Origin of the sequence: Microbulbifer celer, assembly GCF_020991125.1 — a bacterium.
GTDB classification, from domain to species: Bacteria; Pseudomonadota; Gammaproteobacteria; order Pseudomonadales; family Cellvibrionaceae; genus Microbulbifer; species Microbulbifer celer.
In genome coordinates, this window is sequence record NZ_CP087715.1 from 3,791,194 (window position 1) to 3,806,570 (window position 15,377).

Below are 15,377 nucleotides of genomic sequence, written 5' to 3' on the forward strand. Positions count from 1 at the left end.
AAAAAGGAAATTTCACTGTGCCGCTTTTTTGCACAGCATAAGATGCCTATAATGTGCGGCTGAATTTCGGGAGGTACCCAGGAAACGCTTTCCAGGAACCCTTTGCCTGGATACCCCGTGCAGAGTTATCCATCAGTCACCAATTTGACCGTCTGTTCCGTCAGATGGCATCCGAGCCCAAACTATGGAATACCCCACTCAGTATGATGTGATCGTCATCGGCGGCGGACATGCCGGCACCGAGGCCAGCCTCGCTGCCGCACGCATGGGATCCCGTACCCTGCTGCTGACCCACAACATCGAGACCCTGGGCCAGATGTCCTGCAACCCGGCGATTGGCGGTATCGGCAAAAGTCATCTGGTGAAGGAAGTCGATGCGCTCGGCGGTGCCATGGCGGAAGCGACGGATCTCGGCGGTATCCAGTTCCGGGTATTGAACGCCCGCAAAGGCCCTGCCGTGCGCGCCACTCGCGCCCAGGCGGATCGCGCGCTGTACAAGGCGGCGATCCGCCACATTCTGGAAAACCAGCCCAATCTGGACATTTTCCAGCAGGCCGCCGACGACCTGTTGGTGGAAAACGACCGCGTAACCGGCGTCGTGACCAACGCCGGCCTGCGCTTCCGTGGCAAGGCGGTGGTGATTACCGCCGGTACCTTCCTCGGCGGCCGTATCCATATCGGCCTCGACAGCCACTCCGGTGGTCGCGCCGGCGATCCGCCATCCATCGCCCTCGCCGAGCGCCTGCGCGCGCTGCCGTTCCGTGTGGAGCGACTCAAAACCGGCACCCCGCCGCGCATCGATGCGCGCTCGGTGGATTTCTCCGGGCTGGAAGAGCAATGGGGTGACGAGCCGCTGCCGGTGATGTCCTATCTCGGATCCCGGGAACAGCATCCGCGCCAGGTGTGCTGCTGGATCACCCACACCAACGAGCAGACTCACGACATCATCCGCGGCGGCCTGGACCGCTCGCCCATGTATTCCGGCGTGATCGAGGGCATCGGCCCACGCTACTGCCCGTCCATCGAAGACAAGGTGCACCGCTTTGCGGACAAGAACAGCCATCAGATCTTCATTGAACCGGAAGGCCTGACCACCAACGAGCTCTACCCCAACGGGATTTCCACCAGCCTGCCGTTCGACGTGCAGATGGACCTGGTGCGCTCGATCAAGGGGTTCGAAAACGCGCATATCACCCGTCCCGGCTACGCCATCGAATACGATTTCTTTGACCCGCGGGATCTGCTGCCATCACTGGAAACCAAATTTATCGGTGGTCTGTTCTTCGCCGGCCAGATCAATGGCACCACCGGTTACGAAGAAGCCGCCGCCCAGGGCCTGCTGGCGGGCGCCAATGCCGCGCTGCAGGCGCAGGACAGAGAGGCCTGGGCCCCGCGCCGCGATGAGGCTTATCTGGGCGTGCTGGTGGACGACCTGATCACCAGCGGCACCAAAGAGCCCTACCGCATGTTTACCAGCCGCGCGGAATACCGCCTGCTGCTGCGGGAAGACAATGCCGACTTGCGCCTGACCGAGAAAGGCCGCGAGCTGGGCCTGGTGGACGATCGCCGCTGGCAGGCGTTCTGCGACAAGCGCGAGGCCATCGCCCTGGAGCAGCAACGTCTCAAAGACACCTGGGTTCAGCCGGGTACCGATGCGGCGAAATCCGTGGAGCAGAAACTCCCGCAACCGCTGGCGCGCGAGTACAGCCTGCAGGATCTGCTGAAGCGCCCGGAGCTGACTTACAGCGATGTCGCCGGTCTCAAGGGAGAGGCGGTGACGGATGAAAAAGTCGCCGAGCAGGTGGAGATCTCGGCCAAATATGCCGGTTACATCGATCGCCAGCGCGACGATATCGAGCGTCTGCAGGCCTACGAAGACACCCCGCTGCCGGTGGATTTCGACTACTCCGCGGTATCGGGGCTGTCTAACGAGGTGATCCAGAAATTGACTGATGCGCGGCCGGATACGCTGGCGCGTGCCGGCCGTGTGCCCGGGGTTACTCCGGCGGCGGTATCGCTGTTGCTGATTCAGCTGAAGAAGCGTGGGTTGTTGGGGCGTAAAAAAGCGGTCTGATTCTGGTTCCGGGGTTCCGGTCGGAAAGTCTGGTGGCGGTTCTGCTACCGGGTACTCCCTTCCGAGATACGAGCTAGGCGCCCCCCCGTGAACCCATCCCTGGGGGCTCTTCTAAAACATCCCTGTTTTAGAAGGTCTCGGAAGGGAGTACCCGGTATCAGAACCTTCGCATCGAAATTTTGTACCGCCCGATGGACTACTACAGAAAGTTAATGCGCAGGCGCAGCTGCCGATATCCGCTTGCTAGACCTTCTGCGAGAGGGACCTCGCAGAAGGTCTAGCAAGCGGATATCGGCAGCTGGGCCGCCACGAAACGAAAAACGAAGCCCATGATCAAGGGCCCGGAACCACAGAACCCGATGGAACAATTCCGCCCCCGCCTGCTACAGGCTGCCGAACAACTCGAACTGAACCTGAGCGAAGAGCAGCAGGACAAGCTGCTGGCCTATCTCGACCTGTTTGCCCGCTGGAACGCGGCCTACAACCTCTCCGCCGTACGCGAACCGGCAGAGATGCTCGAGCGCCACATCATCGACAGCCTGAGCGTGGTCAACCTGTGTGGGCAGAGCCCCGACGACCAGTCTCCCCTGATCGATGTCGGCTCCGGCGGCGGTGTGCCCGGGATTCCGCTCGCCATCATCCACCCCGAGCGCCCCATCAGCCTGCTCGACAGCAATGGCAAAAAATCCCGCTTCCAATTCCAGGTCGCCAGTCAGCTGAAACTGGCCAATATCAACGTCGTCAACCAGCGGGTCGAGGCCTACCAGCCCGAGGAGCTGTACGCCGGCGTGGTCTCGCGGGCCTTCGCCTCCCTGTCGGATATGGTCAACGGCAGCGACCATCTGCTGGCCCCCGGGGGGCGCTTTTACGCGATGAAAGGCAAGCTTCCGGAAGATGAGTTGAGTGCATTGCCAAAAGGCTTTAAGGTCGATCAGCTGCAGCCCCTCTCCGTACCGGGCTGTGAGGCGGAACGCCACCTGATCGTTCTCTGTCGCGAATAGCGACCAGCGACCGCCAGAAGTGCTCCATCGAGTCGAGCGGTGCTCGGACCCGAACGGCAAAGACTGGCAAAATAGACAGATTCGAATTTGACACCTGCGCGCCGGGCCGAAGTACGCGGCAGCGCATAAGCAGCCGCGTCTTCCGGTGCATCCGGCCTAGCGGCAAGCCCGACGGGCCCACGGACAGCGCCCGTCGGGAACAACAGGACCAGAACCTTGAGCAAGATTTTCGCGGTAGCCAACCAGAAAGGTGGCGTGGGCAAAACCACCACCTGTGTAAACCTCTCGGCATCTCTCGTCGCCAACAAGCGCCGGGTGCTGATGGTCGACCTGGACCCCCAGGGCAATGCCACCATGGGTAGCGGCGTCGACAAAAGTGAGTTGCAACTGTCCAGCTACGACGTGCTCGCCAGCCTGCTGCCGATCAAGAAAGCCATCGTGCCCACCAACAGTGGTTTCGACCTGCTGCCTGCCAATGGCGACCTGTCCGCCGCCGAGGTGGAACTGCTGGAGATGGACGGCCGCGAATCCCGACTGCGCCAGGCGCTGGTGGATGTGAACGACGAATACGACTACATCCTTATCGACTGTCCACCGTCCCTGAATATGCTTACCGTGAACGCCTTGTGTGCCGCCGGCGGCGTGCTGGTGCCGATGCAATGCGAATACTATGCGCTGGAGGGCATTTCCGCGCTGCTCGAAACCATTGGTCAGATCCAGCAGGCGGCCAATCCGGCGTTGCAGATCGAAGGCGTGCTGCGCACCATGTACGATCCACGCAACAGTCTGACCAGCGATGTCTCCGATCAGCTTTCCGAGTATTTCGGTGATCGTCTCTATCGCACCTGTATCCCGCGCAACGTGCGCCTGGCGGAGGCCCCCAGTTTTGGGCAGCCGGCGCTGGAATACGATCGCAACTCCAAAGGTGCCATCGCCTATCTCGCCCTCGCCGGCGAGATCACCCGCCGCCATGCGGCGAAGCCGAACGAAGCCAATCAGAACAGCGGCCAACGGCCGGTAGCGGAAGCGGTTTAACACAGAGGTAACAAGTTATGGCCGCCAAACGCAAAGGCCTGGGCAAAGGACTCTCCCACCTGATCAGCAATCACGCCAATGAAGCCATGGCGGTTGCCGCCGGTGAGCGCAACGGTGATGTCACCGAGCGCGTTGACGGCGAGCTGCGCGATCTGCCGATTGAATTCCTGCAGCGCGGCCGCTATCAGCCGCGCCGCGATTTTCCGCAGGAGTCCCTGCAAGAGCTGGCGGACTCCATTCGCGCCCAGGGCATCATGCAACCCATCGTTGTGCGCCCGATTGGTGAGCACAAGTTCGAGATCATCGCCGGCGAGCGCCGCTGGCGCGCGGCGCAGCTGGCGGAACTGGACAAAGTGCCGGCGCTGGTGCGCGAGGTGACCGACGAGGCCGCCATCGCCATGGCGCTGATCGAGAACATCCAGCGTGAAGATCTGAACCCGGTGGAAGAAGCCATTGCCCTCAAGCGCCTGCAGGATGAGTTCGAACTCACCCAGCAGCAGGTGGCAGAGGCGGTGGGCAAGTCCCGCACCGCGGTGACCAATCTTCTGCGCCTCCTCAGTTTGACCGACGAGGTTCGGACCTTCCTGGAGCGTGGCGATATCGAAACCGGGCACGCCAAGGCGCTGCTCGGGCTAACCGGCGAGACGCAACGCAATGCGGCCAGGCAGGTGGTCGAGCGCGGTCTCACCGTCCGCCAGACCGAAGCACTGGTGCGTCGCCTGCACGATCAGGCGGGTAAACCCGCACCGAAAAAAGCCCCCGTTGACCCCAACATCCGTCGCCTCAGCGAGCGGCTGGCGGAAAAAGTGGGTGTGCCGGTGACCATCGATCACGGAGAAAAAGGTGCCGGCAAGCTGGTACTCAAATACACCAGCCTGGATGAGCTGGATGGCATTCTTGCCCACCTCGGCTATAGCGAGGACTGAGGCGAGCGCAGGTCAACCGCCCGCAATCGTTACTGCTGCAACGGTTTCGTCATATTGCACCAAAATAACGCACCAGAACGGCGCCTGCTCTACCTGTATGTGAGTGCTCACAATGCCTGTTACTGGTATAAAAAAAGCGCGAAAATCAGGTGAACTGACGGGATTTTCAGGTTGAATCGACAAGCTGGTTCCGACATAATTCGCACGCCCAAAAATTGGGCGGAGATTAAAATCTGGCCGGTTTAGCCCGCCTATGCGCAACCCCCCGGTAGTAAAGATTTCGTTGATTCAGCTGACAGTTGTTTTGTTGGCTGCGGCGGCGCTCGAACTGACGCAGGGTCGAGAAATTGCAGTCTCGGCCCTCAGTGGCGGCCTGTTGTGTGTGCTGCCCAATTTATATTTCGGCCTGCGTGCCTTCGAGCTCCTGGGGCCCGGACGCCGCGACGTGCGCGGTGCGCACGCAAGCCAGCGCACGGTAGCCAGTTTTTACCGTGCCGAAACCGGCAAGTTCGTTCTGACGCTGATGGGATTTGCGGCCATTTTTGCCACCATCAGGCCGCTCAATGGGGCGGTATTGTTTGTCAGTTACGGGCTGTGCGTGATTTTGCAATGGATTCTAGTGGTGCGCCTGACTGCAAAGAAGTAGCGGCGACCGTTGTAAGAACCCCTGAAGAGTGACTGCGCGAAACATAGACAGAATGCGCAGGGATGGGGTTCCCGAAAAAGTTTTTTATCTTAGAACGTGTTGAGGAACTATGGCTGCCGAACAAACCGCAACGGGTTACATACAACACCACCTGCAAAATCTGGCATACGGTAAGCTCCCGGCGGGATACACCCGCGCGGATGGCACCGTGCTCTCTGAACCTACCTGGACTGTAGCAAGCAGCTCTCAGGAAGCCGCAGATATGGGCTTCTGGGCGTTGCACCTGGATACCCTTGGCTGGTCCATCGGTCTGGGCCTGCTGTTCTGTTTCCTGTTCGCCCGTGGCGCGAAAAAGGCGACCACTGGCGTGCCCACCGGCTTTCAGAGTTTTGTGGAGCTGGTTGTCGACTTTATCGACAAGGTAGTTAAGGATACTTTCCCCCACCGCAACACCATGGTCGCCCCGATGGCGCTTACCATCTTTGTGTGGGTGTTCCTGATGAACCTGATGGACTTGATCCCGGTGGACTGGCTGCCAATGGCTTTCGCCCAGGGCGCCTCGGCGATCACCGGAGCCGATCCGCATAACGTGTTCTTTAAAGTGGTTCCCACCACCGACCTGAATGCCACTCTCGGTATGGCGCTTGCGGTATTCGCGCTGATGATCTTCTTCAGCATCAAGGAAAAAGGCGTGCTCGGCTTTATCAAAGAGCTGACCCTGCACCCGTTCCATTCCGGCAAGTGGTACATCGATATCTTTCTTATTCCGTTCAACTTCCTGCTGGAGGCGGTTTCCCTGATTGCCAAGCCGGTCTCTCTCGGACTGCGTCTGTTCGGCAACCTCTACGCTGGCGAGATGATTTTCATCCTGATCGCCATCGTATTCGGTGTCGGCGCTCTCGGGTTTATCGGCGCCGCGTTCCTGCAGATGGGCTGGGCCATTTTCCATATCCTGGTTATTACCCTACAGGCCTTTGTATTCATGGTGTTGACCACCGTGTACATGGCCATGGCACACGACCGGGAAGATGAACACGCGCACGACCAGTAAGGTCGTGCCCTCCCCTGCTGGGGAAAGCAAGGTTTTGTCGGTTTACTGACTTTTTTCACTCACTTTTAACTTCAACAACTCTTAACTTTACTTTGGAGAAAACAATGGAAGCATTAGGTCTGGTATACGTAGCTGCTGCACTGCTGATCGGTCTGGGCGCACTGGGTACTGCTATCGGTTTCGGCACCCTGGGTGGCAAGCTGCTGGAAGGTTCCGCGCGTCAGCCGGAACAGGCTCCCGCTCTGCAGGGCAAAATGTTCCTGATGGCAGGTCTGCTCGACGCCGTACCGATGATCGGTGTTGGTATCGCTATGTACCTGATTTTCGCTGTCGCACCTGGTTTGGTTTGATTACATCGTTCCAATTGCCCTTTAACCCATTTTTGAAAGAGCAAGAGGTGTCGGTGTGAATATCAACCTGACTCTGATCGGCCAGTCGATCACCTTTCTCGCCTTTGTTTGGTTCTGCTGGAAATTTGTCTGGCCGGCCTTGCTGGGTGTTATGCAGGAACGTGAGCAGAAAATTGCCACCGGTCTGCAAGAAGCCGAGCGCGCGGGGAAAGATCTGGAACTGGCTCAGCGCAAAGCTGCCGAGCAACTGAAAGAAGCCAAAGCCCAGGCTGCTGAAATCATCGATGGTGCCAACAAACGCGCCAATCAGATCGTTGAAGAAGCCAAAGAGGCCGCGCGCAGCGAAGGCGATCGCCTGAAAGCTGCCGCCCAGGCGGAAATCGAACAGGAAGTAAACCGTGCGAAAGAACAGCTTCGCGCGCGTGTTGCCACCCTGTCTGTTGCCGGCGCCGAGAAAATCCTCTCGGTCAATATCGATGCCAAGGCGCACGATGACCTGATCGAGAAACTGGCAGCCGAGCTGTAAGCGAGGAACCCATGGCGGAACTCAGCACCCTGGCCCGGCCCTACGCAAAAGCGGCCTTTGCCTACGCACAGCAATCCTCCGACCTTTCCGGTTGGAGTACTGCTTTGGCAACCGCAGCGGCCGTCAGCCAGAACGAAAAAGTCGGCGAACTGTTGGATAACCCGCAGTTGACCAGTGAAGCGCGCGCGGAAAAATTCCTGTCTGTTTGTGGTGAAGGTTTTGATTTGTCCAAACAGAACTTCATCAAGCTGCTGGCGGAAAATCACCGCCTGTCGCTGCTGCCGGAAATTTCCGAACTGTTTGAAGACCTTAAGGCCCAGGCGGAAGCCACTCTGGAAGTGGAAGTTACCTCTGCCCGCCCTCTCAGCGACGAACAGTCCCAGCGCCTCACCCTGACTCTCAGCAAGAAGTTTTCCCGCGAAGTGCACCTGCACAGCGCGGTGGATGAAAGTCTGCTGGGCGGCGCGATCATTCGCGCCGGCGACACGGTAATCGACGGTACCGTGCGCGGTCGACTGGCCAAACTCGCCGAGGCGATGAACTCCTAAATAATCTTCCCGGCCCGCCACAGAGCGCGCCGGGAAATCGAGGAACAGAGCATGCAGCAACTGAATCCCTCTGAGATCAGTGAAATTATCAAGAGCCGCATCGACAATCTCGATGTGAGCACCGAGGCCCAGAACGAGGGCACCATTGTTTCCGTATCCGACGGTATCATCCGCATCCACGGCCTGGCCGACGTGATGTACGGTGAAATGATCGAGTTTGAAGGTAGCGTCTACGGTATGGCGCTGAACCTGGAGCGCGATTCTGTTGGTGCGATCGTACTGGGTGACTACAAGACGCTGGCGGAAGGCCAGAAGTGTCGTTGCACCGGCCGCATTCTGGAAACCCCGGTGGGCCCGGAACTGCTGGGCCGTGTAGTAGACGCCCTGGGTAACCCCATCGACGGTAAAGGTCCGCTGAATGCCAAGCTGACCGACGCCGTAGAAAAGGTTGCTCCCGGCGTAATCGCCCGTCAGTCCGTTGATCAGCCGGTACAGACCGGTCTGAAAGCGGTCGATACCATGATCCCGATCGGTCGTGGCCAGCGTGAGCTGATCATTGGCGACCGTCAGATCGGTAAAACGGCGGTGGCAATCGACGCGATCATCAACCAGAAAAATTCTGGTATTAAATGTATCTACGTTGCCATCGGCCAGAAGCAGTCTTCCATCGCCAACGTTGTGCGCAAGTTGGAAGAGCACGGTGCTATGGATCACACCATCGTGGTTAACGCCGGCGCCGCCGACCCGGCCGCGATGCAGTACCTGGCGCCGTACGTCGGCTGCACCATGGGCGAATACTTCCGTGATCGCGGCGAAGACGCCCTGATCATTTACGATGACCTGACCAAGCAGGCCTGGGCCTACCGTCAGATCTCCCTGCTGCTGAAGCGTCCTCCGGGCCGTGAAGCCTACCCCGGTGACGTTTTCTACTTGCACTCCCGCCTGCTTGAGCGCGCCGCGCGTGTAAACGCCGAATACGTAGAACAGTTCACCAACGGTGAAGTGAAAGGCAAAACCGGTTCCCTGACCGCGCTGCCGATCATTGAAACCCAGGCGGGTGACGTTTCCGCATTCGTACCGACCAACGTAATTTCCATTACCGATGGTCAGATCTTCCTGGAAACCGACCTGTTCAACTCCGGTGTGCGTCCGGCGATCAACCCCGGTATTTCCGTATCCCGTGTTGGTGGTTCCGCACAGACCAAGGTCATCAAGAAACTGTCCGGTGGTATCCGTACCGCGCTGGCACAGTACCGCGAACTGGCGGCTTTCTCCCAGTTTGCCTCCGACCTGGACGAAGCCACCAAGGCCCAGCTGGACCACGGTGAGCGCGTAACCGAGCTGATGAAGCAGAAGCAGTACTCTCCGCTGTCTATCGCCGAGATGGCTGTTTCCGTTTACGCCGCTGACAAGGGTTACCTGAACGACGTTGAAGTCAATAAAGTGCTGGACTTCGAATCCGCCCTGCTCGCTTACATGAACAGCGAACATGCAGAGCTGATGGAGCAGGTAAACAGCACCGGTAACTACAACGACGAAATCGACAGCGCCTTCAAGGCCGCGATCGAGAAATTCGTCGCTACCGGTAGCTGGTAAGTACCCATGTGTAGGAGCGGGCCAGCGGGCAAGCTCCTACAGGTTAACTTCCGGCAAAAAGGTAACTGACTATGGCAGGCGGAAAAGAAGTACGCACAAAAATTGCCAGCATCAAGAGCACGCAGAAAATCACCTCGGCCATGGAAATGGTTGCGGCGAGTAAAATGCGCAAAGCTCAAGATCGCATGGCACTGGGGCGCCCTTACGCAAGCCGCATCCGCGCCGTGATCGGCCATGTCGCCAATGCGAACGCGGAATACCAGCATATTTACCTGCAGGAGCGCGAAGTCAAGCGCGTGGGTTACATCCTGGTATCCACCGACCGCGGTCTTTGCGGTGGTCTGAACATCAACGTGTTCAAGGCGGCCATTCGCGACATGCAGTCCTGGGATGAACAGGGCGTTGGCGTGGATATCTGCGCGATCGGCAACAAGGCGGCCAGCTTTTTCAACAATTTCGGCGGTAATGTCGTGGCAGCAGTACGCGACCTGGGTGACAAACCCCAGGCCAAGCAGCTAATCGGCTCCGTCAAGGTAATGCTCGATCGTTTCGCCGACGGCGAAATCGACCGTCTGTATCTGGTGTCCAATGAGTTCGTGAACACCATGACGCAGAAGCCGCAGGTTCAGCAGTTGCTTCCGTTGAAAAGAGATGAAGACGAGCAACTGCAACACGAGTGGGACTACCTGTACGAGCCCGAGCCGGTCGAGCTTCTCGACGGCCTGCTGTCTCGCTACATCGAATCCCAGGTGTATCAGGCGGTAGTTGAAAACAAGGCCTGTGAACAGGCTGCACGTATGATTGCGATGAAGAGTGCCACCGACAACGCCGGTGAGCTGATCGACGCACTGCAGCTGGTTTACAACAAGGCGCGCCAGGCAGCCATTACGCAAGAGCTGTCTGAGATTGTTGGCGGCGCCGCGGCGGTCTGACTTCGATAGTCAGAAATCCGCAGAAAGATTTGAACTTTGAGGATCGGGAAATGAGTAACGGGCAAATTGTGCAAGTTATCGGCGCGGTCATCGACGTGGAATTCCCGCGCGACGCCGTACCGAATGTATACGACGCACTGCAGGTTGAGGAAAAGAACCTCACCCTGGAAGTGCAGCAGCAGCTGGGCGACGGTATCGTACGTGCCATCGCCATGGGTTCTTCCGAAGGTGTGAGCCGCGGTCTCGCGGTGAAAAACACCGGCGCGCCGGTTTCCGTACCGGTCGGTACCGAAACCCTCGGCCGCATCATGGACGTACTGGGTAACCCCATCGACGAATGTGGCCCCATCGGTGGTGAGGGCGCTCAGGTTGAGCGCGCCTCCATTCACCGCGAGCCCCCCAGCTACGAAGAGCAGTCCAGCTCCACCGAGCTGCTGGAGACCGGCATCAAGGTAATCGACCTGGTATGTCCGTTCGCCAAGGGTGGTAAGGTTGGTCTGTTCGGTGGTGCCGGTGTTGGTAAAACCGTAAACATGATGGAGCTCATCAACAACATCGCCACCGAGCACAGCGGTCTGTCCGTGTTCGCGGGTGTGGGTGAGCGTACTCGTGAAGGTAATGACTTCTACCACGAGATGCAGGAAGCCAACGTTGTAAACGTTGAAGACTTCGGCAAATCCAAGGTAGCGATGGTTTACGGCCAGATGAATGAGCCGCCCGGTAACCGTCTGCGTGTTGCCCTGACCGGTCTGACCATGGCGGAGAAATTCCGTGATGAGGGCCGTGACGTACTGCTGTTCGTCGATAACATCTACCGTTACACCCTGGCCGGTACCGAAGTATCCGCACTGCTCGGCCGTATGCCGTCTGCGGTAGGTTACCAGCCGACCCTGGCGGAAGAGATGGGCGTGCTGCAGGAGCGGATTACCTCCACCAAGACCGGCTCCATCACCTCCATCCAGGCGGTATACGTACCGGCGGACGACCTTACTGACCCGTCCCCCGCTACTACCTTCGCGCACTTGGACTCCACGGTAACCCTGAGCCGCGATATCGCGTCCAAAGGTATTTACCCTGCGGTCGACCCGCTGGACTCCACCTCCCGCCAGCTGGATCCGCTGGTCATCGGTCAGGAGCACTACGACACCGCGCGTGGCGTACAGACTGTTCTGCAGCGTTATAAAGAGCTGAAGGACATCATCGCCATCCTGGGTATGGACGAGCTGTCTGAAGAAGACAAGCAGACCGTAGCCCGCGCGCGTAAGATCGAGCGCTTCCTGTCTCAGCCGTTCCACGTAGCCGAAGTATTTACCGGTGCACCGGGCAAATACGTTTCCCTGAAAGAAACCATCCGTGGTTTCCAGGGCATCCTGAACGGTGACTACGACCACCTGCCAGAGCAGGCCTTCTACATGGTCGGCACCATCGACGAAGCCGTCGAGAAAGCCAACAAGAAGTAAGGCGTGTGTGTGTGGCGCCTGAGTCATCGGGTGCCACAAGGCAAACTCCAGAGAATGAGGTAGCCTTATGGCTATGACAGTACATTGCGACATTGTTAGCGCAGAGGAATCCCTCTTCTCGGGTCTGGTGAAGATGGTGATTGTCAGCGGCGTGGAAGGGGAAATCGGTATTTCCTACGGTCACGCACAGTTGCTCACCCACCTCAAGCCCGGCCCGGTTCGCATCATCAAAGACAATGGTGATGAAGAGGTGCTGTTCCTGAGTGGTGGCTACGCCGAAATCCAGCCGAACATGGTTACCATCCTCGCCGATCTCGCCGAGCGCGAAATCGACGAAGATGCCGCCAAAAAGGCCCGCGAAGAGGCGGAACACGCCCTGCGCAGTGCTCCGGCGGATATCGACTACGCCCGCATCTCCGCACAGCTGGCCGAAGCCGAAGCGCGCCTGCGCACCATGCAGGCAATCCGCAGAGCTGCCGGCAAGTAATTCTGCCGCGCCAGCAGACGACGAAAAAAGCAGCTTCGGCTGCTTTTTTTGTGTCTGTGTGTTTTCCTTAGCGGGTGCTTACCCGTAAAACCTGATGGAGTAATACTCAGTGAACGCACCCGAACCGGTGATCGGTCTCGCCCTGGGCAGCGGTGCTGCCAAGGGGTTCGCACATATCGGTGTCCTGAAAGTGCTGGATGAAATGGGTATCCGCCCCCAGGTGATCGCCGGCACCTCCATGGGCGCTTTCGTCGGCGCGGCCTACTCCGCCGGTTGTCTCGACAAACTGGAAGAATGGGTGGGGTTGCTGGATAACTGGCGGGTTTTTTCATTGCTCGATATCAACTGGTCCCTGAGTGGCGGCGTTATCGGTGGCATCAAACCATTCCGCGCTTTTTTTGAGGGATTCGAGTTTGAGAATATCGAAGACCTCCCCATCCCCTTCACCGCCGTGGCCACGGACCTGCACAGTGGCCAGGAAATCTGGTTGCAGCAGGGCAGTCTGCAAGACGCGGTGAGCGCCTCCTGTTCCATTCCCGGACTGCTGTCGCCGAAGGCGCTTTCCGGACGCTGGCTGGTGGATGGTGCGGTGGTCAATCCGGTGCCTGTCGATGTCTGCCGGGCCATGGGAGCGACGCGGGTGATTGCGGTAGATGTTACGGAAGACGGGGCTCCCCTGTTACAGCGCGAGCAGGGGGAAGTGAAAAGTGTGGTCAGCGAGAAAACCGGGCCGGATGAGCTGAGCGAGCTGGAAAGTGAAAGCTCGGAAATGGCTCGGGTCACACGGGAGGAAAAAGGAATCAGCGGCAATGGCCTGACCCGCTTGCTGGAGCAGGGAAAAGAACAGCTCACCCAGTTCCGCGAACTGCGCAACCGTCCGCGCGTCTCGCCGCCGGGGATGTTCGACACCATGCACCAGGCGATGGATATTCTCGAGCGCCGCCACAAGCGTACCAAAATGGCCGGATCGCCTCCGGATGTGCTGATCATGCCCAAAGTGGGAGAGATCAGCGGAATGGAATACGCCCGTGCCACAGAGGCGGTCGAGCTTGGCGAGCGCGAGGCGTGGCGTGTGCGGACCTGGATTGAAGATATGGTGACGGGCTGAGTGGGTAATATTGTGAAAAGCGCTATCCGTAAAGCTCTTGCCGCCAGCGTGATACCGATACTGCTATCCCTGTCTGGTGGTTCGGCTTCGGCCGCCACCGGCTGGCACGAATACAACTCGGAGCACTTTACGGTTTACTCCGATGTCTCCGAGCACAAAGTGCATCAACTGATGCGCGATCTGGAGCGCTTCCGGCGCGCGGCGCTGGCCTTTACCGGGCAGGAAGAACTACCGGAAAACCGTAACCTGCGGGTATTCCATTTTCGGGATACAGCGGAGTTCGCGCGCTTCTCTGGAGATCGCAAGATCGCCGGATTCTACCGCGAAACCTGGCAGGGGCCGATCATATTCTCCCGCGATGGCGATCACGGCATTTCCGGGTCCGGGTTGATCTTCCACGAATATGTCCATCACCTGATGCGCGAGCGCAGTGGCATGACCTACCCCCGCTGGTATGCGGAAGGGTTTGCCGAGCTACTGGCCAGCGCGGAACTGCAGGAAAAGAGTGTATTGATTGGCGGGGTTCCCCAGTGGCGACTGAGTGCCTGGGCCACAGAAGACCCGCTTACCATTGAACAGTTACTGGTTCCCGATCCTGCGAACCACGCCAGCGGCGACAGCGGCCGCTACTGGAACAACTACTATGCCAGCGCCTGGCTGATGACTCACTACCTGCAGCTGGGACATAACGCTGGTCACGAAGATTACCGCGGAGCCACGAATAATTATTTACAGGCGGTGGCTGCGGGAGAAAACCCGCTGAAAATTTTTCCCGAGCATTTCGGCAAACCGATTGGCGAAATCCAGCGGGAAATCCAGCGGTATATGCAGGACGACATCGCCCGCCATCGCTTGACGGTGCCCCGCTACGACTACTCCATTCCCCGTCGCGGCCTCACCAAAAACGAGCGCCTTTTTTTGCTCGCGGATGAAGCGGTGGATGCGGGCAACCTGAATCTGGCCATGGAATATCTGCAGCAGAGTGAAAAGCACGGACTCGGCTGGCAGGAAAACCTGAGCGCGATGGCCGTGGTCAAAGCGCGAGAAAAAAATTTTACCGTGGGCGAAAAAGTGATGGAGGAGATCGGTGAATACGGTCAGATCAGCCATCTCACCGCCGCCAATACCGCGCAGTTTCATCTGCTGAAACTGCAGTCACTTTCTGCGACGCGCAAGTGGAACGACGACGATTATCAGGCGGCGGTCAGATACGCAAAAATTGCAGTGCAGACGGGCCCGCATTACCTGCCGGGATATCGCACCCTGTGGACCGCCTATCAACTGAAAGGCAAAAGCGAAGCCGCGCTACAGATTATGCTGAGCGCCTATCAGCAGGAACCCAATCACCTGAACTTGAATGCGTCGATCGGTTTCTATCTGGCACACCTGGGGAAAAATGCCCTGGCCCGGGAATACCTGGAGCGTGTGGTGGCCTGGTCGCATTCACAGGATTTGCGCAGCAAAGCCGAAGATATTCTGCGCCGAACTAATTAGGGGGCTAGGTGATGGGCGAAGGTGGCGATGCTGGGTGTGGTCTTGCGAGACCGTCTGCGGCCAGGACGGCCGCAGCCGAGCCCCCAGAGATGGGTTAACGGGGGGGCGCCTAGCTCGTGTCTCGCAAGACCACACCCGGTAGC

The 15,377-nt window shown here is 58.7% G+C and carries 16 protein-coding genes; 15 read left to right on the forward strand and 1 reads right to left on the reverse strand.

Translation table 11 applies throughout. The features are described from left to right. Positions 1-184: 184 nt before the first annotated feature. From mnmG to LPW13_RS15795, 4 genes are all read left to right on the forward strand, one after another. Entirely contained in the window at positions 185-2,074 is a 1,890-nt protein-coding gene (gene mnmG / locus LPW13_RS15780; RefSeq protein WP_230436877.1) for a tRNA uridine-5-carboxymethylaminomethyl(34) synthesis enzyme MnmG, read from the forward strand. Positions 2,075-2,433: 359 nt separating this feature from the next. Further along, positions 2,434-3,075: a 16S rRNA (guanine(527)-N(7))-methyltransferase RsmG gene (rsmG, locus tag LPW13_RS15785; protein ID WP_230439213.1), complete on the forward strand. Its 642-nt coding sequence runs from the start codon at positions 2,434-2,436 to the stop codon at positions 3,073-3,075. A gap of 216 nt (positions 3,076-3,291) precedes the next feature. Then, on the forward strand, positions 3,292-4,110 hold the full coding sequence (locus tag LPW13_RS15790; protein ID WP_230436879.1) for a ParA family protein: 819 nt from the start codon (positions 3,292-3,294) through the stop codon (positions 4,108-4,110). 17 nt (positions 4,111-4,127) lie between these two features. Continuing rightward, positions 4,128-5,036 (forward strand): ParB/RepB/Spo0J family partition protein, encoded by a 909-nt coding sequence (locus LPW13_RS15795; protein ID WP_230436881.1) that lies wholly within the window; start codon positions 4,128-4,130, stop codon positions 5,034-5,036. Positions 5,037-5,048: 12 nt separating this feature from the next. Here LPW13_RS15795 and LPW13_RS15800 read toward each other — a convergent pair whose 3' ends face one another. Continuing rightward, positions 5,049-5,219 carry a hypothetical protein gene (locus LPW13_RS15800; protein WP_230436883.1) on the reverse strand — a complete coding sequence of 57 codons (171 nt, stop codon included), beginning with the start codon at positions 5,217-5,219 and terminating at the stop codon, positions 5,049-5,051. 70 nt (positions 5,220-5,289) lie between these two features. On the opposite strand from LPW13_RS15800, the gene LPW13_RS15805 reads away from it, so the two are divergent. From LPW13_RS15805 to LPW13_RS15855, 11 genes are all read left to right on the forward strand, one after another. After that, a complete protein-coding gene (locus LPW13_RS15805) occupies positions 5,290-5,682 on the forward strand; it encodes an ATP synthase subunit I (protein ID WP_230436885.1) in 393 nt (130 codons plus the stop codon). 109 nt (positions 5,683-5,791) lie between these two features. Further along, complete coding sequence (gene atpB / locus LPW13_RS15810) at positions 5,792-6,733, forward strand: F0F1 ATP synthase subunit A (protein ID WP_230436886.1); 942 nt, start codon at positions 5,792-5,794, stop codon at positions 6,731-6,733. 104 nt (positions 6,734-6,837) lie between these two features. Further along, positions 6,838-7,083, forward strand: coding sequence for a F0F1 ATP synthase subunit C (gene atpE / locus LPW13_RS15815; RefSeq protein WP_230436888.1), 246 nt, complete (start codon positions 6,838-6,840; stop codon positions 7,081-7,083). A 55-nt stretch (positions 7,084-7,138) separates the two neighbouring features. Continuing rightward, positions 7,139-7,609: a F0F1 ATP synthase subunit B gene (locus tag LPW13_RS15820; RefSeq protein ID WP_230436889.1), complete on the forward strand. Its 471-nt coding sequence runs from the start codon at positions 7,139-7,141 to the stop codon at positions 7,607-7,609. An 11-nt stretch (positions 7,610-7,620) separates the two neighbouring features. After that, positions 7,621-8,157: a F0F1 ATP synthase subunit delta gene (locus LPW13_RS15825; RefSeq protein WP_230436891.1), complete on the forward strand. Its 537-nt coding sequence runs from the start codon at positions 7,621-7,623 to the stop codon at positions 8,155-8,157. Between the two features lie 51 nt (positions 8,158-8,208). Beyond that, complete coding sequence (atpA, locus tag LPW13_RS15830) at positions 8,209-9,753, forward strand: F0F1 ATP synthase subunit alpha (RefSeq protein WP_230436893.1); 1,545 nt, start codon at positions 8,209-8,211, stop codon at positions 9,751-9,753. 71 nt (positions 9,754-9,824) lie between these two features. Further along, a complete protein-coding gene (gene atpG, locus LPW13_RS15835; RefSeq protein ID WP_230436895.1) occupies positions 9,825-10,685 on the forward strand; it encodes a F0F1 ATP synthase subunit gamma in 861 nt (286 codons plus the stop codon). 50 nt (positions 10,686-10,735) lie between these two features. After that, positions 10,736-12,145 (forward strand): F0F1 ATP synthase subunit beta, encoded by a 1,410-nt coding sequence (gene atpD, locus LPW13_RS15840; RefSeq protein ID WP_230436897.1) that lies wholly within the window; start codon positions 10,736-10,738, stop codon positions 12,143-12,145. A gap of 67 nt (positions 12,146-12,212) precedes the next feature. Next, complete coding sequence (locus LPW13_RS15845; RefSeq protein WP_230436899.1) at positions 12,213-12,632, forward strand: F0F1 ATP synthase subunit epsilon; 420 nt, start codon at positions 12,213-12,215, stop codon at positions 12,630-12,632. 109 nt (positions 12,633-12,741) lie between these two features. Then, positions 12,742-13,740, forward strand: coding sequence for a patatin-like phospholipase family protein (locus LPW13_RS15850; RefSeq protein WP_230436900.1), 999 nt, complete (start codon positions 12,742-12,744; stop codon positions 13,738-13,740). Between the two features lie 12 nt (positions 13,741-13,752). Continuing rightward, entirely contained in the window at positions 13,753-15,234 is a 1,482-nt protein-coding gene (locus LPW13_RS15855) for a tetratricopeptide repeat protein (protein WP_230436902.1), read from the forward strand. Positions 15,235-15,377: the final 143 nt, after the last annotated feature.